This is a genomic window from Pseudomonas sp. R2-60-08W, assembly GCF_003852335.1.
Taxonomy (GTDB): domain Bacteria; phylum Pseudomonadota; class Gammaproteobacteria; order Pseudomonadales; family Pseudomonadaceae; genus Aquipseudomonas.
The window spans coordinates 3851378-3871556 of record NZ_CP027731.1 but is presented as its reverse complement, the minus strand read 5'-3'; the positions used below and the strand labels follow the sequence as shown (position 1 = coordinate 3871556).

Genomic DNA, 20179 nt, shown 5'->3' with positions numbered 1-20179 from the left:
AACGATCAGGTGCGGTTCAGCGCACCCGCGTCCGGCTTTGCACCGCCAGGTCCAGCGCCTTTTGCATATCCAACCGAGCCGAGCGCCCGACGTCCTTGTCGTTGAGCTGGTAGTTGCGCTCCGACGGAAGGATCGGCGCGGTGAGGTCCTGGGCGTCGCTGCGTTCAAAGTCGTGGTTCTCGCCGATCGCCATGGCGCTGCGGCGCAACAGCATGCGCAGCTGTTCGGGTTGCAGCTGCGGATTGATCGACAGCATCGCCGCCAGCAAGCCTGCGACCATCGGCGTGGCGTAGGAGGTGCCGCAATGCACGGCGCCTTCCTGGCCGGCGTCGGGCGTGGACGCGTGGGCGCAGGCGGCAGCAGTGATGTCGACGCGCATGTCCACATTCGAGGAGCTGCGTGTAAGGGCATAGGCCGGGTCATCGACGGCAACGCCGCCACGCACGTTACGCTGGTGTCCGCCCACCACCAGCAACTGCTCGGTGATGAAGGAGGAGGGCAGGCGGTACTCGTCGCTGCCAGAGAATGCCGAACCGTTACCGGCGGAATTCACCACGATCACATCAGGGTGTTCCTTGCGCAGCCACAGGAAGAACTCTTCGAGCAATTCTTCGTAGCCACTCATGGCAATTCCCGAGCGCACCAGCGAGTCGACGTCATTGCCATTGACGTCCTTGGTTCCGACGCGATGAATGCCCCAGCTCCAGTTGAGCACGCGCACCCCGTCCTCCACGAGGTTGACCGAGGCGGCGATGTTGGCAGTGATACCGGCATCGGAGTTGCGCTCGACAATCACGTCAAAGCCACCGCTGGCCTTGTCCAGCCCACGTAAAAAACCGGTGTTGCCGCCGTTGTCCCAGCCTGCCGCGAGAATACCGGCGACGGTGGTGCCATGGCCGCTCGCCGCACCCGTATCGCGGGCGTAGACGCAGGTACGCCTGGGGGCGCAGGCGCCCAGGTAGTCAGCGAAATCTGCGGTGTCGAAATCCACGCCGCGCTCGATCAGGCCGATGCGCACCGGTTGCGGCGTGATAGGTGTGTGTTGGCCCGGGATGCGCCGCTGATAATAGGCCACCGCATCGAGAAATCGGTTGGCGGCCCATTCATCGGAGTCGGGCGATGGCTTCTTCGGTTTTTCGTGGCGCGTGGCGGCGTGCTCGGCCTCTTCGGCGGCGGATTCTTCGATCACCACCGCATCCACGCTGGTCTCGCTGCCCAGGCGTAGCACCAACGCGTCGCGCTGCAGCAGGTCGATGGCCGGCAGGCGCAGTTGGAAGAGGTTCAGCGGCACGATACTGCCGACCACGCTCGCGCCATATTTGCGCGCGAGGCGCTCGGCTTCCTGGCGGCCATCGCGGTCTTCCTCGATCAGCACGCTGACCAGGTCGACATAGGTGGTCAGGCCGTCCATGTTCTTCGCCACTTCGCTGGGCCCGGCGGCGACGACATGGCTATTGCGCAGGGTCAGCCAGGCCGCGTTGCTGGCGCGCGGGCCGTCTTCGAGCCACAACGGGCCGCTCTGGTAGCGCGTGCTGTCCAGGCGCAGGCGCAACTGGTCGCCGTCACGCTGGAGGGCTTGTGCCGGCAGCGCCTTGCCCGCCAGTTTCACCTGCGGCGTTGCTTCACCCAGCCCGCGCGCACTCAGGCACCAATCCTGCTCCCGGCTTTGCAGCAGGTCGCCGCAGCGTTTCAGGTTTTCCAGTCGCAGCGGTTCCTGTGCCATGGCCGCCGTGCTGGCGGCCAGGGTGAGCAGCATCGCGAGGGCAGCATTATTCAGAGGCATCAGTGGGTTCCTTGCCGGGGCCTGATACTGCGACTCCACCCACCCGCCGTTCGTTCAGCGCGACCACGTTGAACTCCCTTGCCACAGCCTCACTCCTAACTGGACGAGGCAGTGCACATGGACGGATGTGACAATGACCCAGCCACACTCAAACACCCCTGGCACGCTGTTCGAGACCGACCTGCCCGCGCGCCTGGACCGCTTGCCCTGGGGCCGTTTCCACACCTTGCTGGTGTTCGCCCTGGGGATCACCTGGCTGCTCGACGGCCTGGAAGTGACCTTGGCCGGCTCGGTGTCCGGCGCGCTGAAAAGCAGCACCGGCCTGAACTTCAGCAACGTCGACATTGGCCTTGCCGGTGGCGTCTACATCGCTGGCGCCGTGCTGGGTGCGCTGCTGTTCGGCTGGCTCACCGACCGTCTGGGGCGACGCAAGCTGTTCTTCATCACTCTGTGGCTTTACGTGGGCGCCACCGCAGCCACGGCGTTCTCCTTCAACCTGGAAACCTTCCTGCTGTTCCGCTTCCTGACCGGCATGGGCATCGGTGGCGAATACACCGCAATCAACTCGACCATCCAGGAATTCACCCCGGCGCGTTATCGCGGCTGGGTCGACCTGACCATCAACGGCACCTTCTGGCTGGGTGCCGCCCTGGGGGCCGGTGGCGCCATTGTGTTGCTCGACCCGCAGATCGTCGGCGGCGACCTCGGCTGGCGCCTGTGCTTCGGCATCGGTGCCGCGCTGGGCCTGGTCATCCTGGTGATGCGCCTGTGGCTGCCGGAAAGCCCGCGCTGGTTGTTGATCCATGACCAACACGACGAAGCGCGGCGCATCGTCGACGGCATCGAAGCGCGCCTGCGCGAACAAGGCCACGCACTGGCCCCAGTGACCGCCCCGCCGTTGCGGCTGCACGCGCGCGACCACACACCGCTGGCGGAGATTTTCCACACCCTGTTCGTCAGCTTTCGCCGTCGCGCCCTGGTCGGCATGACCCTGCTCACCGCCCAGGCATTCTTCTACAACGCGATCTTCTTCACCTACGCGCTGGTGCTCACCGACTTCTACGACGTGCCCGCCGAGCGCGTCGGCTGGTACGTCTTGCCGCTCGCCCTCGGCAACTTCTGCGGGCCGCTGCTGCTGGGGCGGTTGTTTGACGTGGTCGGCCGGCGCGTGATGATCAGCTTCACCTACGCCACCTCCGGCGTGTTGCTGGCGCTCAGTGGCTACGCGTTCCAGCAAGGCTGGTTCGACGTGACCCAGCAAGCCGTGGCCTGGATGGTGATCTTCTTCTTCGCCTCGGCAGCGGCGAGTTCAGCGTACCTGACCGTGGCCGAGACCTTCCCGCTGGAAATACGCGCGCTGGCGATTGCGGTGTTCTATGCGTTCGGCACGGGGCTGGGCGGGATCATCGGGCCGACCTTGTTTGGGCAGTTGATACAGACGCAACAGCGCGGGAGTTTGTTTGTGGGGTATTTGATCGGGGCAGCGTTGATGTGTGCGGCTGCCCTGGTGCAGGCAATTTGGGGTGTGGCGGCCGAGCGCAAGGCATTGGAGCAGGTGGCGCGACCATTGTCGCAGGCGGCTGATTGAGGGCAGGCAGGTGGGCGCGCCCAGGCCGTTGGTGCTCGAGGTGCAACGACGATTGTTTACGTCCCCAGCGGGCCTAAAGATCGAGCCTTTCACGTCGATAACCTCCATGAACCCGCCGATCATGGACCGATTGAAATGACACTCTCCATCAGCGCTACCACTATAGCCCCTGCCAATATCCGACTTGCGCCTTCCGAGCAGAAACTGACGCCCCAGGCATTGCCGGAGGCGGCCAAGCAACCTTTGGCAAATGCCGGGCCGGCGGCGGTCTATCATCCCAGCGAAACCGCCCAAACCGCGAGCGAGCCACCGCAGGTGACCGACGTGTGGGTCGGCCGCTCCGAATCACCGGAATTTCCTCGCTTCGTCGACCGCTTCCATAGTGCCCAGGCGGTGCTCAAAAGTGCCTTCACCGCGTTCGCATCCACCCTTAAGAGCACCGCCCCCGACCTGGCCAGAACCGATTATGGTTTTACCGTCGAAGCCGATGGCCGCCTGAAAGTCATCGACAAGGCCGGTCAGCTGAGCGACGCGAATATCAAGCGGCTCACCGAACTGCTCAATGGCTCCGCTGATTTGAAAGCGGCCGCCGTGACCTTCCGCAACGCCGCCATCGACATGACAGACGCCGGCTCGCCCTGGTCCGGCAGCGGCATGGGCTACTACAGCCTGACCAACGAAAATTTCGCCAAGACCATTGATCTGGCGCCGTTGTTCAGAACCTATGACCCTTCGGATGTGAAGGGTGGCAGGGAACGGTTTTTTATCATTCAACTGACCTACAAAGGTGAGCGGGCCACGGCGGAGACGGAGCAGGCGATGTATGCGCGGCGTGCGGCGCAGGCGTACTAACGGCGCAATGGGTTGTGTGAGGCTCAGCGAGCGGGGCAGGTATTTAGCCACTTTCGGCGCAAAGTAGCCCCTTTCCTTGCCAGCTGGTCTACCATGCCTCTCCCGGCAGTGATCTATGCGCTACCGTTCATTTTTTAAAGGTACCGCCATGTCCATCGACCAAATCTCCCTGCCCAAAGGCGTCGGCCCCGTTGCTGCCAAACTCCTCGACGCCATCACCGGCGCTGCCACCCACGAAGAACTCAACCGTGCGGGCGGCAAAGCCGAGGGTTTTGTGTTGGGCCTGGAATCCAGCAAGGCTATCAAGAGCCAAATCGCCGAGTCGTTGTATGTGGCTTACGATGATGCGGCGAGCAATCGGGCCAGTGAGTTGAAGGGCTGAGGGTCAGTCGGTCCTGATGAAGCCGGCCCGATTGGACCCATGCTCATGCCAGCGTCCCAAACCCGCCCCTCTCCCGCGCCTTTCCTCAATCCAGGCGAGACCGTGGTGCTCTTCGACGGCGTGTGCAAGCTGTGCAATGGCTGGGCTCGGTTCCTGATTCGCCATGATCGTCAACGGCGCGTGCGATTGGCGGCTGTACAGTCGCCAGAGGGCCAGGCGCTGCTCGCCTGGGCAGGGCTGCCGTTGGATCAGTTCGATACCATGGCGGTAATTCGTGACCGGCATTACTGGGTGCGCTCAAATGCGGTTTTCGAAATCATTGCCCAACTGCCTGCCGGCTGGCGCCCACTGGGGCTGTTGCGTGGCATCCCACGCCCAATTCGGGATTGGGCCTATGATCGCATTGCTTTAAACCGCTATCGACTCTTCGGAAAATATGACACCTGCCTGTTGCCCGACCCCGATCATGAAGAACGTTTTTTGAAGGGGGGCGCCTGCTAAACCTGTGATGTTGGTTGCCGCCGCAGGTTCTGCGGCGGACTTTTCAAGCTGAACCCAGGGTGCGTTAGTTAACGACTTCGCAGGGTCTGGTTGACGAAATGTAAGCCGCGCAGGTTTGAGGCACTCGGGCGCGCAATGCCTGTCTCGCATTGTTCTTGGCGGCTGTGCAGGCGGCATGATCGGTGCCAGGCGCGGTTCCCGTCGCGCTGGCCCCTCGATTTGCAGGTGGGCATGGCATTGGAGCATTCGCTGCAACTGTTGCGGTGCCGATACTCTGACCGCGCGCCGCCGCTTCAGCTTTTGGTGTGTCGGCTGCATAAGTACTGGTGGAGATTATTCCGGCCAACACCAATGCAGTTGCCATGATATTGAGTGACTTCAACATGTTCGATCCCTCGATTAGTTAAGCGATGAGTACTGTTTACCGTCCCTATGAGCTGCTGTTTTGCCTGATAGAGACTAGATCGCATAAAGCCACTCTGTGATATTTTTTATTGGTTCATCTTTCGCTTTCCCACCGGAGCCCGCAATGCCCTCCACCAAACGCGACAGCGCAGGTATCGAACGTCGTCTGGTTGCCGCCCTGACCGAAGCCTGTGAAACCGCCAAGGCTGAAATCCCCGGCTTTGAATGGCTGACCCATGAAGTCGACTACGCCGCTTTCCCCCAAAGCCTGCGAGTGATCTGGGTATTCGATACCCGAACAAGCAAGGAGCAAGCCCTGGCCAAGGGAGAAGACCAGCGAATGCGTGAACTGACAGGCACCGCGCTGAGCGATGCCGGTGTGGATCTGCCGTTACTGCACCGCTGCGTAGGATTCGATTCCGAGGAGGAATGCCATCTCCAACATGGTGGGAATTGGCGTCTGCGCCTGGCCAAGCGGCATTCGGTAAAGGGGTAGGGCCGTGGCCAAAAGTATCGAGAGTTCGTTGGGTAGCAACTGACGCTCATGTAACGTGCTGAGGCCTTTAGAGTGGCGAGGCAACTATTGATGAGTGTCCACATCCTCAGCCGGATAGAACTCGCCGTTCTTACCCATCTCCTCCAGCCGTTGGCGCGCGATCGACTCAACGCTGGCGACTTCACCTTGATCGTCAGCCTTGACCAACTGCAAGCACAGGCGCCGGACATTCTGATCGTGAGTGCCTTCGCTGAGCATTTCATGGGTGAAGACTTGCTCACCCCGCCATAGACATAACGGGGTATGAGCCCCGCCGAGCCATATCTCGTTGATCGATCGAAGGTCAGTGGTAGCAAGTTGATCCAGAGTGATTGTCTTGTCCATTGCGCTGCGCCTTAACGATGGGTAGAGACGGGTAGACTTACCGGCGCAGTGGGTTGTTCCCAGTTTCGGGAGTGCAACTGCATCAGTGGTGGTGAGTCACGCGCCGGAGCATGGGTGGGGCGATCAGCAGTTGCGGCACGGTTCGCGGTGATGTGGGGGCTATGGAGCGACTGACAGCTAACGGCCAATAGCCGACATTCAGATCAGCCCATTGAGGAAACTACTCGGAGGTCCAAACGTTCTACCACTCGATCTCGCCGCGTCCTTAACCATCGATATCGCCGTTACGGATGGCCATCCTGATGGCTTGTGCTGTCGTTGTCACGCCCAGACGTCGGCGCGCTGAGCGCAGGTGATTTTCAACCGTACGCTCCGACAAACCGAGAGTTGCTGCAATATCCGCTTGCCGTCTTCCGGCAGCCGTCCATTCCATGACTTCGCGCTCTCGCGGGGAAAGGCTTTGTAACGTTTCGTCCAGTGGAGCCTCAAGCAACCGCCTAGCTGCGAAAAAAGCGGCCGTCGCAACCAGGCTTAGTCCCATGCGAACCCGCGCGCTTCCATCCACCGGCTCACCCCCAAAGCTCATCGCGCCCTCAAGCCCCTGCGGGCCGAAAACTGGTACCTGCAACCCCTGAATCCCTGGGTCACCTGGAGAACGAATCACCCGGTAGCGCTCTTCTCCCTTGACCTGCTCTTTCTGCCAGAAGAAGGATTGCCGAGCATTCAGAAGGTGGCGAGTCACCGGACAATGTCGAACATAAGTCTCGGCATCCACCGATCGACCGTTATCGAACCAATCGCCTTCGACCCAGTAGATATGCTCAACCACTTCTTCACTTGCCGGCGATGCAGAAAACAACACGAATCGATTATAGCCGTAGGGTGTGGCAAAACCCCTGACGGCTTTCTTGATTGATTCAAGTGTGCGCGACGTCTCTATCTCCAGAGCAGCTCGCATCGCTGTTTCGGCCGGCCCGTCGCTCACTACGATGCGACCTCTTTCAACAATGCTTCAGCTGCCAACTTGCCCAGATTATTGCCTGCCAGTGGGCTGTCGCCGGTCAGCAACTTGCGGTCTTGGAGTGTTGCACCTGAAATATCCTGGTTGACGATCTCAACTCCCAGGGCTTTCAATTGCTCCCCAAATTTCCAGGTCAAATGCCCAGGCATATAACCGATGTCGGGCGTTTTTGCGTCGAGACTGTCTGGAAATGCGCAGATCTTGTAGCCGTTGAAAATGTAGGAATCCCTCGACTCCCCAATACCCGCTGCGAGCATTGCTGCTGGGCCGTGACATAGGGAAATCACAAATTTGTCGTTGGTGATTGCCCAATGCAAAGCCGCTTTCACGTTGGCACTCTCCGGCAATCCAATCAGCGCGCCGTGTCCGCCAGGTATGAAAACCCCGATGTAATCCGAATCCCCGCCCAGTGCCTTTTCGACCACATCGGAAAGCTTCAATGGTTTTTTGAACTGTTCGCGATATTTGGCGTAGAAATTTTTAACCTCGGTATCTTCGGAAGGCATGGCCCAGAACTCAAACTTCACCGGATTGCCTGACAGGGTCGCAACGTCGAACGCGAAACCGGCTTTGTCGAGGTGGTACATGGGTAGCAACGTCTCGACCGGGTGATTACCGGTGGAAAACATGGTGCCGTTGTCGGTCAGTAAATAGCGCTCGTCGGCGCCGATCAGCAATATCTTCCAGCGGCCACCTTGGTAAGGATTAGGGTAATCCGCGTCACTCAAATCAGATTTTGGGGAGGTAAATTGGCTTAGCGAGTATGGAGAGGGGAAAAAGGCATTGTCCTCTGCCTGATCCGGAGTGGGGCGCTTGTCGTCACTCTGCAAGGTAGTCATGGTTTTCTCCTACGAATGGGCCGATTGTCGAAATCAATGCTAATAGCGTGACGCAGGCCCAGCAATGAGGGTTTTCCCTCAAAGAATTTTCCGCACCCATACAGTACGCCGATCGGCTGCTTTTGGCCGATTGCAGCCTTTCGTAAAGGGCAAGGCGTCAATGCCTGGAAGTTGTGTTGGTACAAAAGTGGTACGCGGCTTTCAGGTGGCTCTGTAGGGCAAGGAATGCAAGGCCTGCAGGATTAGCAGTTCCAATCCATCATCGGACGGTGGTTTAGCTGGCTTCCCTGCGTGCGTAGGGGATCCTAAGCTGCCTGCCGCGAAGGGCAGCAGTCGGCCAAAAGCAGCCGCTCGTCGGCAGCTTTTATGACACCAGAGTGCGAGAACGCTCCACCTTTATACTCAACCAGAATGGCTCCGAAGAAGAATTGGCGTTAGCATTCTGTCCACTCGGCTTAAACAGCCTGTTTTTTAGATCAGGGTCGCATCGTGGAAAAGCTAAAACGCCTCCAAAGTGGAATCGAAGGGCTCGACGCTCTGCTCAAGGGCGGGCTGGTAGCAGGCGCTTCATACATAATCCAAGGGCGCCCTGGGTCTGGAAAAACGATCCTCGCCAACCAGCTTGGTTTTCATCATGCGAATAGCGGGGGGCGGGTTCTGGTCGCCACACTGCTGGCTGAATCGCATGATCGCCTTTTTCAGTTTCTTTCAACTCTAAGCTTTTTCGACTCGTCCAAAGTCGGGGCTGAAATCCAGTTCGTTAGCGCGTTTGACACCCTGGAAAACGAAGGTTTGGATGAAGTAGTGAAACTACTTCGACGTGAGATAAGCCGTCAGAAAGCCACCGTTATGGTTGTGGACGGTTTGCTCAATGCGCGCTCAAAAGCTGATTCACACATAGACACCAAGAAATTCATTTCTGAACTGCAAGGCCACGCCGCTTTTGCGGGTTGCACAGTGCTGTTTCTTACCAGCTCCCGCCTCGACGACGGCAGTCCTGAGCACACCATGGTTGATGGCGTCATAGAGATGGGCGAAGAGCTATATGGCACTCGCTCAGTGCGTCGAATTCAACTGCGCAAAACTCGCGGCAGCGGAGCCATGACCGGTCTTCACGAGTGTGAAATTACCGACAAGGGCTTGGTGGTTTACCCGCGACTCGAAAGTCTCTACAGCCACCCGTCTTCTCCCGATAGCGCTAACATGACGCGTATCGCCAGTGGCATTAAATCACTGGACGACATATTAGGTGGAGGTCTGCACAGCTCTAGTGTATCTCTGGTCATAGGCCCCTCTGGGATTGGTAAAACGACGCTGGGTCTTAAGTTCCTGGCTGAGTCGACTGTGGAAGCGCCGGGCCTACATTTTGGCTTCTACGAAAGCCCACAACGGCTGCGACTCAAAGGCCAATCACTGGGTATCGATATCAAGGGCATGGAAGATAGCGGTGCGTTGAACATAGCCTGGCAGCCCACCACAGAGGGGCTTCTCGATGGGCTGGGTGCACGACTGTTGAGTATCGTCGAAGAAAAGGGCATCAAGCGTTTGTTCATCGATAGCCTAAGCGGCATGACGCGAGTCACGACCAATCCAGCGCGGATTACTGACTTCTTCAGTGCTCTGATGAACGAACTGCGATCCAGAGGCGTTACGGTATTTGCATCCTGGGAAATGCGCGATCTATTCGGTTCAGAGGTAAGCGCGCCGAACTCTGACCTGTCCAGCATCGTCGACAACCTGATGCTGATGCGATTCTATGAGAATCACTCTGAACTTAGCAGGACGCTTTCCATTCTTAAAGTACGAGACAGCTCTTACGACCCTTCGCGATTCGAGGTCGTCATTCGTGATCAAGACGTTTTCCTGAAAAAGGCTTCGAGACATGAACCTTCAGTCCACGTCGAGACATCGTCCGGTTCAAAATCTTAAGCCTTTACGCGGGTTGAATTAACATGACCACCATCTTGGTCGTCGACGACGAGTATTTGATCGCTGACATTCTCAGCTTCGCGCTGGAGGATGAGGGGTTCATGGTGGTAACTGCCAGCAATGGTCGAAAAGGGCTTGAGGTGTTGGATAGAGAGGGGCCAGCCTTGATCATCACAGACTTTATGATGCCGGTGATGGATGGCTTGGAATTCGCTACAGCCGTCCGAGCTCTTCCATCCGTCAAGCATTTGCCGATCATCCTTATGAGCGGCGCTCAAGCACACATTGGTATGAAGAGATCGGATCTGTTTGATGCGGTTTTGGCAAAGCCATTCAATATCGACTTGATCATTGCCGAAGTTAAAAAGCTCTTGGTCCAAGACCAGCGCTGACCTAACTAGGGTTATTAATGTGCGCTGACCAAGGTGAAACCCCAATTGCAATTGGCGACGCCAGCTCTGCTGACGAGGTTGCCCGGTGTCTTCTCCGGCCGTGGGCTATAACCGCCCACACCGTTTTTTGAGAAAGGATACTCAGGGAGTTAAAACCTAAGGAAAAGGTATGGCAAAGACGCATTCACATCTTGCGACGTGGAGGATCTGTATGAAGTGAATTTGCCACCGCTGTCACTAGCTCGTCCATCGACCACGGCTTTTCCAAGTACGTTGTAGAGGGCGGCACGATGGTAGGATCCAACGAGTATCCAGAGGTAAGAATCGTGGCAGTGCTAGGCCATCTTGCCTTCACCACCGCGATAAAATCCGAACCTTTGAGCTTGCCAGGCAAACCGTGATCCGCGATCACCAGTGGGTACGTGTGCGGCGTGCTGAGCATATGAATTAAAGCACCATCAGCGCTATCAAAGCCCAGCGAGCGCAAACCTATTTCTGACAAAATATCTATCATTAGACCGCGAATTATTTGGTCGTCCTCCACGACTATTACCGGCTCAGACAGAGGCGAAGGCTTTTCGCATTCCTCATTCATGAGATCATTCCTAAACTGACCAATTGTGCTACAGCTCGATTCGTGGAGTTGATTGTAGACCTCGCTGAAGATTAGATCTTGGACGTAGTGAAACAATTCGAAAGTTCGCTATTGGCCGATTGCTGCCCGTCACTAGCGGCAGAAATCGGCCAGAAGCAGACGGTGAAAGCAAGCAGAGAACGGTAGGGCGCGGAGGGTCACCCCAGAAAAAACAAGATGGCCTCCTTTGACGGTCGGAGAAGGGCTGAGTCGAGTTTATTGGGGTAATTTGGCAATCACCTTGATCTCGAAATCAAAACCGGACAACCAGGTCACGCCAACAGCGGTCGCCGTCGGGTAGGGCGCTTCGCCCCAGTACTCGGCCACCACTTCCCAGATTGTTTCGAATGTCGAGTCGGGGTCGACCATGAAGATGGTCGTGTCGACCACATCCTCGAAACTACTGCCGGCCTCGGTCAGGATTGCGTTGAGGTTGGCGAAGGCCAGGCGAACCTGTGTCGCGAGGTCCGGCTCGGCCGAGCCATCTTTGCGGCTGCCGACCTGACCGGATACGAACAGAAAACCGTTGGAACGAATCGCCGGTGAGTAGCGGTGGAGCTCGTACAGTGCATGGCGGTCAGGCGGGAAAACCACATCGCGTTTGCTGGTCATTGCATCTCTCCTTCGGGGCCAGGGCGGCCCGCTGTTTACGATGGAGTCAGTGTAAAAAGACGGGCGATCTGAATAAACGCGCAACGCTGGTCATGACTGTTTGTAGAATCCAAACTATCCAGAACCCTAGTGAGGCGTGAAATGGACCGTTTCGATGCAATGCAGGCCTTTGCCCGCGTGGTGGAAACCGGCAGCTTCACCAAGGCGGCCGCTACCCTGCACATGAGCAAGACCACCGTGACGCAGCTCGTTCAGCAACTGGAAGCGAGGCTGCGTGTGCGCTTGCTCAACCGCACCACACGCAAGGTCAACGTCACCGCCGATGGCGCGGCCTACTACGAGCGCGTCATCCGACTATTGGTCGATATGGACGATGCCGAAACCAGCCTGTCCAGCGCGTCGATGACACCGCGCGGGCGCCTGCGGGTGGACGTACCCAGCCCGTTTGCGCGAATGCTGCTGATACCCGCGTTGCCGGGGTTCTTTGCACGCTACCCGGAAATCCAGCTGACCCTGGGCGTGAGCGATCGGATTGTCGACATCATTGGCGAAAACGTCGACTGCGTGGTGCGCGGCGGCGAAATCACCGATCAGTCGCTGATGGCAAGGCATGTGGGCGATCTGCACATCGGCATTTATGCCGCGCCCGGCTATCTGCAGCGTTTCGGTACGCCTGCGCACCCCCATGAGCTGGAGGAGGGCAGGCACAGTACCGTTGGCTTCCTCTGGTTTCGCACAGGTAAATCCTTGCCCTACGCGATGCAGCGTGGTGAGGAACGCATTGAGGTCCAGGGTCGCCCGCAACTGACGGTCGACGATGGCAATGCATACCTGGCCGCCGGCCTGGCGGGTCTGGGCATGCTTTGGCTACCGCAGTACATGGCCAAACCGCACCTGGTCAGCGGCGAGTTGCTGCCGCTGTTCGAGGACTGGCATATGGCGCCGATGCCGATGTATCTGGCATTCCCGCCGAATCGGCATGTCAGCGCCAAGGTGCGAGTGTTTATCGACTGGGTGATAGCGTTGATGGCCGAGCATGCGCCGGTGGTTGAGTGAAGCGGGTGTAAGCTCAATTTAGGACTGGACGGTCTAAACGTCCGCTTTTTGACCGAAAGCTGCCTCAGAAATAGTCCAGCCCCGCTCGGGGCTTTTTTAATATGCTAGTCATAGATCCACGCGGAGCGCACCACAGACTCTTGCCCGTTCGGACATCTTGAAGCACTCTTCTGCCCCTGTTGCTTTGAATGGAAAATTGATATGAACCAAACATATTTGCAGGGGCGCTGGGGGGTGTTCAAGAACACCGCTGCACAAGAGCCTATTGGGATTCTGATCGATGGAACTGGAGTACCTATCGCTCCAGGAGGGCCGATTTTCAGGTTGGCGGGCGATCACCTGGTAGACCCGCAAGGGGTGAGGGGACCGCTCGCACCATTCCGGACAGTGGAATGGATAGTTAACCATGGTCAGAACGACCAGACCTATGTACTGAAGCAGATTGGCTAATTAGCCTATACGAATCCAGTCTCGCGCTGGGCTTTTTGCATCTGGTTAGCGGCTCTGTGTTTGGGCTGTTACGTTGATGGCTTCTCGGCAGTGGCGGTCAAACATAAGGAGCATTATCAAAGTGAAGGATCTCATCGAGCAGTTACAAAAGTTGGATCCGAATCTGCAGTCCGAGGATTGCGATCATCGAGATCACCTCCGTTTTCTGATCCCAGACCTATGCAACGAAACCCACTAATGTGGGTTTTGTTGTTTCTGGTGGACATGAAAAAACGTCGCCTGTGATTTGCTGCTTGCGCGTGCGTGCCAAGCGCGGGCGCTCCACGCCCGGCCCATTTTTATCAAGGCCAGGATTTGCCTTGAGTTATAGGTGCGGGAGGCGCTGGCACGCTTTCCATGAGCGCCTTCACACTCTGGATGATTAAGCTACCCAGTTGCCTAGTGTTGAACGGGTTACCGTTTGAATTAACAAGCGAGATGTTGAGATTTATCGCCATCTCTCTGAGGGCTGGTTTTGTCGGTTGTATCGGTTGGCCGTCCCGGAATACAGCAATGGTGCCGGTCTCAAGTTCTCGTATGACATATCCGTAGTAGCTAACCTGGTTGACTGTCGCCAGTTCGCTTTGAGGTTTCGACCGTTTCAAAAGGCGGCTCAACGGGATTGAGCGCTTTCCCTGGGCTTCTGGGCCCATCATCAGCAGTGCATCCTGAAGAGATGCATCGAGCAGCGTTTCAACCTCCATGTCATCCGTATTGATTCGCAGAATAATCACCCTGTCCACCTCGGAAAGTGACCTCGGGTTGAAGGATATATGACCTGCGTGGTCCATTTTTGCGGTCGTTTTAACGGACACCTTTTCGCCCTGTGCGCTGACAACGTCATAACCTTTCTGGTTAACAGATACGGCCATTTGGCCATTTGTTATCAGCGCTGCATACAGCTCACCGATGCGACCGCAAAGATGTCTAAGCTCTGTTGGTGGTACTCCCCACTGACGCTCCCGTTCAAACCAGGCCATAGCCTCACCTAGTGACTGAATTATCTGCATTTGGGTTAGGGCCATCAAAAACTCCATGGTGAATTAACAATCGACCTAGGGAAATATCCGATCAGTTTGAGCTTTCGCGCTAACGGCCTGCAGCGTTTCGTCGCATTGGATTGGAAAGTATGTAGCAACCGTATAGGCTCAACATCTTAATTCGACCGCCAGCCAAGACTTGCGTGCACGAGTTTTTGACTCTAGCAGGCATGAAAAAGCCAGGTGGGCCGGGCTAGTCTAAGGTTGCTTCAAGCAGTTGCTGATCGAACATCTCGCTAAGTATCCTGGCGTGCGTAGGCTGCGCAACGGAGTAGAACATTTTCCGGTCTGAAGGATGCTCTCTATACTACGAGCTGAAATAAGATGCCTCGTCGAGACTGAGATCTCTAAAGTCGTGCCATCGCGGGTGTCGACCACTTCCAAGTGGTAGGACTCAATCAAGTCACCCGCTTGTTGTGGCCGAGGCATTGAAACTAAGGGTGGGTTCTGACACGCTGATCTCCTATATTGGAAGGCTGAATTCGGCATACACAAAGTCCCATTCTATACCCTATAGAATGGGGCTTTGTGCATTGGACAGAGATGAAAAGCTGGGTGATGCGCAGAGTTTTAAATTAGCAGAGGCGGCGACCACGTTGTTTGATGCGGCGTCGATACTTCAGAATTTCATCTACTCGGGTCGATGTGACCAACCAAGCAAACTCAAAAATTAGTAGCGGAATTCCGGTGATCGATCCATATAGAATTGCCAAGACATGGCTCTTGTGGGTTTCGGTGGGTGCGAACCCGAAGCTAATTACGCATGCCACAATGCTCAAAATGAAAAGTGTCAGCATGGCGTAGCTCAGAGCAATCTCTCGATTGACTCTGACGGAGTCGAACCTTGCCGCCTTTATACATTTCAAATCTTTAAGCTTGCGGCCTCGGAAAAAAGATCGCATACGACCTCTTGCTCCAATGAGTAGGGGCTGGATCCTGCTGTGCCCAAGCCGGTACAAATACTGGAGTAGAAAGCCAGTGATAGCCGATACAGCGCTGCTAATCCAAAATTGAGGATTGGTAGTCCATTCATCCATGGTGATGATGTCGCTCTTGATAGTTGTGTATGAGAAAGGAAGGCTAAAGGTATAGGTCGGAAGCATAGATTTTTTTGATATCCGGCACTAAAAGCCCGGCGGGCCTGGCTTGGGCTTTGCTTATTTGAAGTTGCGTTCGTAAAGCAGTTCGCTGCACCGCCGCGCGACGCATAGAAAAAACCAGCTGCTCAATGCTAGGCCTCCCAAGAAGGCGAAAGCTAAAATGGCCTCCAGCGGTAAGCCGTGTTCGCGAGACAGGGTTAACAGATCAGGTGTCGTTGTACCGACCACCCATAGGTAAAAGCTGCCAACCAGAAAGCTCGGGGCGCCTATGAAGGCTAGCGCCCAGTCGCTAAGCTCCGCCCAGGCCCTCTTTTTCTTCCGGTTGTTCAATGTAGTTTTGAGGAACTTCATAGCGCCCACTCCATAATCCATTGCAAAGTTGAGAAAGCACAACGCTACTGCAGCACTTCCAAGCCTGTCACCGACATTACTACACGCTGGATGCATGGCAGGCAAGAAACTGGAAATGGCCCGCTTCCCCCGCGAATCGCTAGTGCCGGGTCGAGGGCGAGCCGAAATGACTACCTCATTTTGTATTGCAGCCGGCCCTCCACCAAACCCATCAAAAAGCAAATCGCCGAGCCGTTGCATATGGCGTGCAACGACTCAGCGATTAATCGGGCTTTTTGAGTTAAATACAGTAAATCAACCCGTACACGGCGCCTCACGGTCAAGCAATCTGCCGGTGAGCAGTACGCCCAGTTCACTCAATTGATGAATCGCCAGCGCGACGTCGCGGTGTTTGCCGTTGAGGTCTTCGGACAGATCGAGCAGCAGGGTGCTGACGCTGGTAAAGGTTTCGTAGCTGTTGGTGAGGAGGGCTTCGTTGCTGGCGTCGGATGCGACGGTGAATAGCATGTTTGAATTCCTGAGTGTGGCTACCGCCCTTTAGCTACTAAACAGAAGGGTGGCAGCTGTGCGCAGGTTAGTAGACCGGGGAATCCAAACGAAAGCCGGCGCACCCGAAGGTGCCCTACACACAGCCGCCATCAAGTACAGACAGGAATGTCTGATTGATGGAGCTTATGCACTTAGTTTGGATAAACCGTCAGGCTACTAAACCCGATCGCCGAGAAATTCAGCGACCGAGCCACCTTAAATACGGCCACCCCAGCGCACAAGCCGGCGGATTCTGACGCAAGCGTAGGCAATGGAGCAAGGTGCCGCACGGTAGCGAACGCTGTACCCCTTTGAACCCACAAGAATATTCAGCGCCTCATCAAATCCTTCACCACGCTGTTGTAGAGTCTCTGCACATCGAATTGACCACCCAGGGACCCCATGACATTGACCGTCGACACCTTGCTCAAACTGGCCATGGCCAACCCCGTCAACGCTGAAGTCACCGCGCGTTTGCCGTCGCTCGGGCTGGAGCAGTGCATGCTCACGGCGGGCTGTCTGTTCCAGGCGGTGTGGACTCATCAGGCGAGTCGGCCGGTTGATGCGGGGGTGAAGGACTATGACGTTTTCTACTTCGACCAGGATGTGTCCTACGAGGCTGAGGATGTGGTGATCCGCAGGGCCGAGTCGTTGTTCCTGGACCTGGGCGTTAACGTGGAGGTGAAGAATCAGGCGCGGGTTCATCTGTGGTATGGGCAGCGGTTTGGCCGGCCGTACCCTCAGTTGCATTCGGCCAGGCAAGGGGTGGACCGTTACCTGGTGGCGGGTACATGCATTGCCTTGGACATTGCCACGGGGGAGGTGTATGCGCCGTATGGCTTGGCGGATGTGGAGCAGGGCGTGCTGCGCATTAACCCGCTGCATGCCGAGCCCGAACTGTTTTTGCACAAGGCCAGGAGCTATCAGCAACGCTGGCCTTGGCTCAGGATTGTGCCGCCGGGGTCAGCCGAATAACCCGCCGAGCACGCTGCACCCGATCACCACCAGCCACGGCGGCAACTTCATCAGCATCAGTGCCGCCAAGGCGAGCAATGCCAGGGCCAGGTCGTAAACGCTGAAAATCGCGCTGGTCCACACCGGTCGGTACAACGCCGCCAATAACAAGCCCACCACTGCCGCGTTCACACCGGCCAGCGCGGCCTGGGTGCGGGGGCTGTGGCGCAGGCTGGCCCAGAAGGGCAGCGCGCCGAAGATCAGCAAAAATGACGGCGCGAAGATCGCCAGCAGGCCGATCAGGCCGCCCAGCCAGCCGGTAGGGGCGTGGGTCATCGAGGCGCCGAGAAAGGCCGCGAAGGTGAACAGCGGGCCGGGCACGGCTTGGGCGGCGCCGTAGCCGGCGAGGAAAACGTCGTTGCTCACCCATTGGCTGGGCACCACCTGGGCTTGCAGCAACGGCAACACCACATGGCCGCCGCCAAACACCAGTGAGCCGGTGCGGTAGAACGCGTCCACCAGCGCCAGCGTGGGATCGCTCACCCAGTCGGCAAGGAGCGGCAAGCCCACCAGCAACAGCAGGAACAGCGCCAGCCACAGCGTTGCGGCACGGCGGCTGATGGCGATGGGCAATGCGTCGGGCTCGGCACGGGGCGCGGGCTTGAACAGCAGCAGGCCGGCCACCCCCGCCACGACGATCACTGCCACCGGGCTCCAGGCAGACGATTGCAGCAGTACCCAACCGGCGGCGCCCAGCATCAATATTATCCGCGCCCAGCCCCGGCACAGGGTGCGCGCCATGCCCCACACAGCTTGGGCCACCACCGCCACGGCGACGACCTTGAGGCCATGCAGCGCGCCGGCGGGCAGGGCGCTGCCATAGTGAGAAAGGCCCAGGGCGAACAGGATCAGCGCGATGGCCGACGGCAAGGTGAACCCGGCCCAGGCAGCCGCGGCACCCGCGTAACCTGCGCGTGACAGGCCCAACGCGATGCCGACCTGGCTGCTGGCCGGGCCGGGCAGGAACTGGCACAGGGCGACCAGTTCGGCATAGCTGTGTTCACTGAGCCAGCGTCTGCGGGTGACGAATTCCTCGCGAAAATAACCCAGGTGCGCAATCGGCCCGCCGAAGGAGGTCAGGCCCAGGCGCAGGAAGATCAGGAACACTGACCCAAGGCTGCTGCGGTGATCGGCAAGGGGTGCGGGCAAGGTGAGGCTCTCGGGTGGCGTGTGAAGAACCCGGCAAATCGATGTGGGCTGGTGGGGCACTTTACCGATTTTTCATGACGCGCAGAAGAGACGGCCTGCCTGTCATTTTTGCCGTGCACATTGAATTTATCGGCGCCGATTTGAGTCATTAAAGCTGAGTCACTTGAAGCACAGCCTTGCCTTCCACTCCTTTAACCTCAAGGACCGACCATGATCTTCTTCATCTTCCTGCTCGCTTGCGCTGCCGCCGCCAGTACCGGTGTGATTTTCAAACCCGGCGCCTGGTACGAATCCCTGGTCAAGCCCAGCTTCACCCCGCCCAACTGGTTGTTCCCGGTGGCGTGGACAATTATCTACCTGTTGCTGGCCTGGGCCGGTTACCGCTTGAGCCTGATCCCGGGCAGCGAGATGGTGTTGGCGCTGTGGGCCGCGCAGATTGCATTGAATACGCTGTGGACGCCGGTGTTCTTCGGCGCGCATCGCTTGCTCGCCGGGATGGTGATCATTGTGCTGTTGTGGCTGACCGTGGCGGCGATGGTGGTGCTGGCAGTGCGTCTGGACCTGATTACCGGCCTGATCCTGTTTCCGTACCTGGCCTGGCTGTGCGTAGCGGCGGCGTTGAACTTCTCGATCCTGCGGAATAACCGTTGATGGCTTACCAACACTGGCCCGCCAGCGAGACCGAATTGGCCCAGATGCGCCGCTTCAATCGCACGCTCGCGTGGCTGCCGCGCTTCAAGATCCGCAACCGCGTCACGCCGCGTGTGATCCAGGCACTGCTGCGCACCCGGCAAAGGTTCCAGAAACCGCCTGTGGTGGAAATCCGGCTTATCGGCTCCGTGCCCGTGCGTATCCTGCGGCCCGCCGGTGCGCCCAAAGGCGTGGTGCTGGATATCCACGGCGGCGGCTGGGTGATTGGCAATGCGCAGATGAATGACGACCTCAACCTCGGCATGGTGCGCGCGTGCGACGTGGCGGTGGTGTCGGTGGACTATCGGCTGGCGGTTAACACGCCGGTGGAAGGGTTGCTGGAAGACTGCCTGGCCGCTGCGCGCTGGCTGTTGGCGGACTGCGCGGAGTTTGCCGGCCTGCCGGTGTTTTTTGTCGGCGAATCAGCCGGCGGGCATCTGGCGGCGGCCACATTGCTGGCGTTGAAGCAATGGCCGCTGTTGCTCCAACGTGTCCATGGCGCGGTGTTGTACTACGGGGTGTATGACTTGACCGGCACGCCGAGCGTGCGCAACGCCGGGCCGCAAACGCTGTTGCTCGATGGGCCGGGAATGGTCACGGCGCTGCGCTTGCTCACGCCGGGGATCAGCGACGACGAGCGTCGACAGCCGCCGTTGTCACCCTTGTATGGCGACTTCGCCGGCATGCCGCCAGCGTTGATGTTCGTGGGCGAACTGGACCCGCTCAAGGACGACACGCTGCTGATCGCCGAACGCTGGAGTCAGGTGGAGGCGCATCTGTTGCCGGAGTCGGCCCATGGGTTCATTCATTTTCCCGTGGCGATGGCGGACAGCGTTTTGGTATACAGCCGGGGCTGGATAACGGCGCGTCTGCACACCCCGCAACTCTCGGCGCCCTGCGACGCCGTCGACCCTGGCGCTGAATGAGTTCAATGGGAGGTTTTC

General features: G+C 58.0%; 21 protein-coding genes. 11 read left to right on the top strand and 10 right to left on the bottom strand.

Annotated features, from left to right (window positions below; all coding sequences use genetic code 11):
* Window positions 1-16: 16 nt before the first annotated feature.
* Window positions 17-1783 carry a S8/S53 family peptidase gene (locus C4J90_RS17580; RefSeq protein ID WP_124420457.1) on the bottom strand — a complete coding sequence of 589 codons (1767 nt, stop codon included), beginning with the start codon at window positions 1781-1783 and terminating at the stop codon, window positions 17-19.
* Between the two features lie 133 nt (window positions 1784-1916).
* Here C4J90_RS17580 and C4J90_RS17575 point away from each other — a divergent pair, with 133 nt between their 5' ends.
* The 5 genes from C4J90_RS17575 (at window position 1917) to C4J90_RS17555 (ending at window position 6007) form a co-directional block, all read left to right on the top strand.
* Window positions 1917-3371 carry an MFS transporter gene (locus C4J90_RS17575; protein WP_124420456.1) on the top strand — a complete coding sequence of 485 codons (1455 nt, stop codon included), beginning with the start codon at window positions 1917-1919 and terminating at the stop codon, window positions 3369-3371.
* Window positions 3372-3506: 135 nt separating this feature from the next.
* A complete protein-coding gene (locus tag C4J90_RS17570; protein ID WP_124420455.1) occupies window positions 3507-4223 on the top strand; it encodes a hypothetical protein in 717 nt (238 codons plus the stop codon).
* A 148-nt stretch (window positions 4224-4371) separates the two neighbouring features.
* Window positions 4372-4605 (top strand): hypothetical protein, encoded by a 234-nt coding sequence (locus C4J90_RS17565; protein WP_124367724.1) that lies wholly within the window; start codon window positions 4372-4374, stop codon window positions 4603-4605.
* Between the two features lie 45 nt (window positions 4606-4650).
* On the top strand, window positions 4651-5106 hold the full coding sequence (locus C4J90_RS17560; protein WP_124420454.1) for a thiol-disulfide oxidoreductase DCC family protein: 456 nt from the start codon (window positions 4651-4653) through the stop codon (window positions 5104-5106).
* Window positions 5107-5635: 529 nt separating this feature from the next.
* Complete coding sequence (locus tag C4J90_RS17555; RefSeq protein ID WP_124420453.1) at window positions 5636-6007, top strand: hypothetical protein; 372 nt, start codon at window positions 5636-5638, stop codon at window positions 6005-6007.
* Window positions 6008-6091: 84 nt separating this feature from the next.
* Here C4J90_RS17555 and C4J90_RS17550 read toward each other — a convergent pair whose 3' ends face one another.
* The 3 genes from C4J90_RS17550 to hchA form a co-directional block, all read right to left on the bottom strand.
* Window positions 6092-6391, bottom strand: coding sequence for a hypothetical protein (locus C4J90_RS17550; protein WP_124420452.1), 300 nt, complete (start codon window positions 6389-6391; stop codon window positions 6092-6094).
* 265 nt (window positions 6392-6656) lie between these two features.
* Window positions 6657-7376: a PA1136 family autoinducer-binding transcriptional regulator gene (locus C4J90_RS17545; protein WP_124420451.1), complete on the bottom strand. Its 720-nt coding sequence runs from the start codon at window positions 7374-7376 to the stop codon at window positions 6657-6659.
* On the bottom strand, window positions 7376-8251 hold the full coding sequence (gene hchA / locus C4J90_RS17540) for a glyoxalase III HchA (protein ID WP_124420450.1): 876 nt from the start codon (window positions 8249-8251) through the stop codon (window positions 7376-7378). Before hchA ends, C4J90_RS17545 begins: the two co-directional genes overlap by 1 nt.
* A 486-nt stretch (window positions 8252-8737) precedes the next feature.
* Here hchA and C4J90_RS17535 point away from each other — a divergent pair, with 486 nt between their 5' ends.
* Complete coding sequence (locus C4J90_RS17535; protein WP_164488035.1) at window positions 8738-10180, top strand: ATPase domain-containing protein; 1443 nt, start codon at window positions 8738-8740, stop codon at window positions 10178-10180.
* 23 nt (window positions 10181-10203) lie between these two features.
* Window positions 10204-10572 carry a response regulator gene (locus tag C4J90_RS17530; protein ID WP_124420448.1) on the top strand — a complete coding sequence of 123 codons (369 nt, stop codon included), beginning with the start codon at window positions 10204-10206 and terminating at the stop codon, window positions 10570-10572.
* 184 nt (window positions 10573-10756) lie between these two features.
* On the opposite strand, the gene C4J90_RS17525 is transcribed toward C4J90_RS17530, so the two are convergent.
* Together C4J90_RS17525 and C4J90_RS17520 are read right to left on the bottom strand one after the other, a co-directional pair.
* Window positions 10757-11167: a response regulator gene (locus C4J90_RS17525; RefSeq protein WP_124420447.1), complete on the bottom strand. Its 411-nt coding sequence runs from the start codon at window positions 11165-11167 to the stop codon at window positions 10757-10759.
* 255 nt (window positions 11168-11422) lie between these two features.
* Window positions 11423-11818: a RidA family protein gene (locus C4J90_RS17520; RefSeq protein WP_124420446.1), complete on the bottom strand. Its 396-nt coding sequence runs from the start codon at window positions 11816-11818 to the stop codon at window positions 11423-11425.
* Window positions 11819-11959: 141 nt separating this feature from the next.
* Here C4J90_RS17520 and C4J90_RS17515 point away from each other — a divergent pair, with 141 nt between their 5' ends.
* The gene (locus C4J90_RS17515) at window positions 11960-12874 is read left to right on the top strand and encodes a LysR family transcriptional regulator (protein ID WP_124420445.1); all 915 of its coding nucleotides are present in this window, start codon (window positions 11960-11962) and stop codon (window positions 12872-12874) included.
* Window positions 12875-13665: 791 nt separating this feature from the next.
* On the opposite strand, the gene C4J90_RS17510 is transcribed toward C4J90_RS17515, so the two are convergent.
* From C4J90_RS17510 to C4J90_RS17500, 3 genes are all read right to left on the bottom strand, one after another.
* The gene (locus C4J90_RS17510) at window positions 13666-14388 is read right to left on the bottom strand and encodes a hypothetical protein (protein ID WP_124420444.1); all 723 of its coding nucleotides are present in this window, start codon (window positions 14386-14388) and stop codon (window positions 13666-13668) included.
* A 1172-nt stretch (window positions 14389-15560) separates the two neighbouring features.
* Window positions 15561-15854 (bottom strand): hypothetical protein, encoded by a 294-nt coding sequence (locus tag C4J90_RS17505; RefSeq protein ID WP_124420443.1) that lies wholly within the window; start codon window positions 15852-15854, stop codon window positions 15561-15563.
* Between the two features lie 294 nt (window positions 15855-16148).
* Entirely contained in the window at window positions 16149-16361 is a 213-nt protein-coding gene (locus C4J90_RS17500) for a DUF6124 family protein (protein ID WP_124420442.1), read from the bottom strand.
* A gap of 423 nt (window positions 16362-16784) precedes the next feature.
* On the opposite strand from C4J90_RS17500, the gene C4J90_RS17495 reads away from it, so the two are divergent.
* On the top strand, window positions 16785-17357 hold the full coding sequence (locus tag C4J90_RS17495; RefSeq protein ID WP_124420441.1) for a nucleotidyltransferase family protein: 573 nt from the start codon (window positions 16785-16787) through the stop codon (window positions 17355-17357).
* Here C4J90_RS17495 and chrA read toward each other — a convergent pair.
* Entirely contained in the window at window positions 17346-18545 is a 1200-nt protein-coding gene (gene chrA / locus C4J90_RS17490) for a chromate efflux transporter (RefSeq protein WP_124415156.1), read from the bottom strand. The genes C4J90_RS17495 and chrA overlap by 12 nt on opposite strands.
* Window positions 18546-18755: 210 nt before the next feature.
* On the opposite strand from chrA, the gene C4J90_RS17485 reads away from it, so the two are divergent.
* Complete coding sequence (locus C4J90_RS17485; protein ID WP_124415155.1) at window positions 18756-19196, top strand: TspO/MBR family protein; 441 nt, start codon at window positions 18756-18758, stop codon at window positions 19194-19196.
* A complete protein-coding gene (locus C4J90_RS17480; RefSeq protein WP_124420440.1) occupies window positions 19196-20161 on the top strand; it encodes an alpha/beta hydrolase fold domain-containing protein in 966 nt (321 codons plus the stop codon). The genes C4J90_RS17485 and C4J90_RS17480 overlap by 1 nt, the downstream gene beginning before the upstream one ends.
* The last annotated feature ends 18 nt before the right edge of the window (window positions 20162-20179 follow it).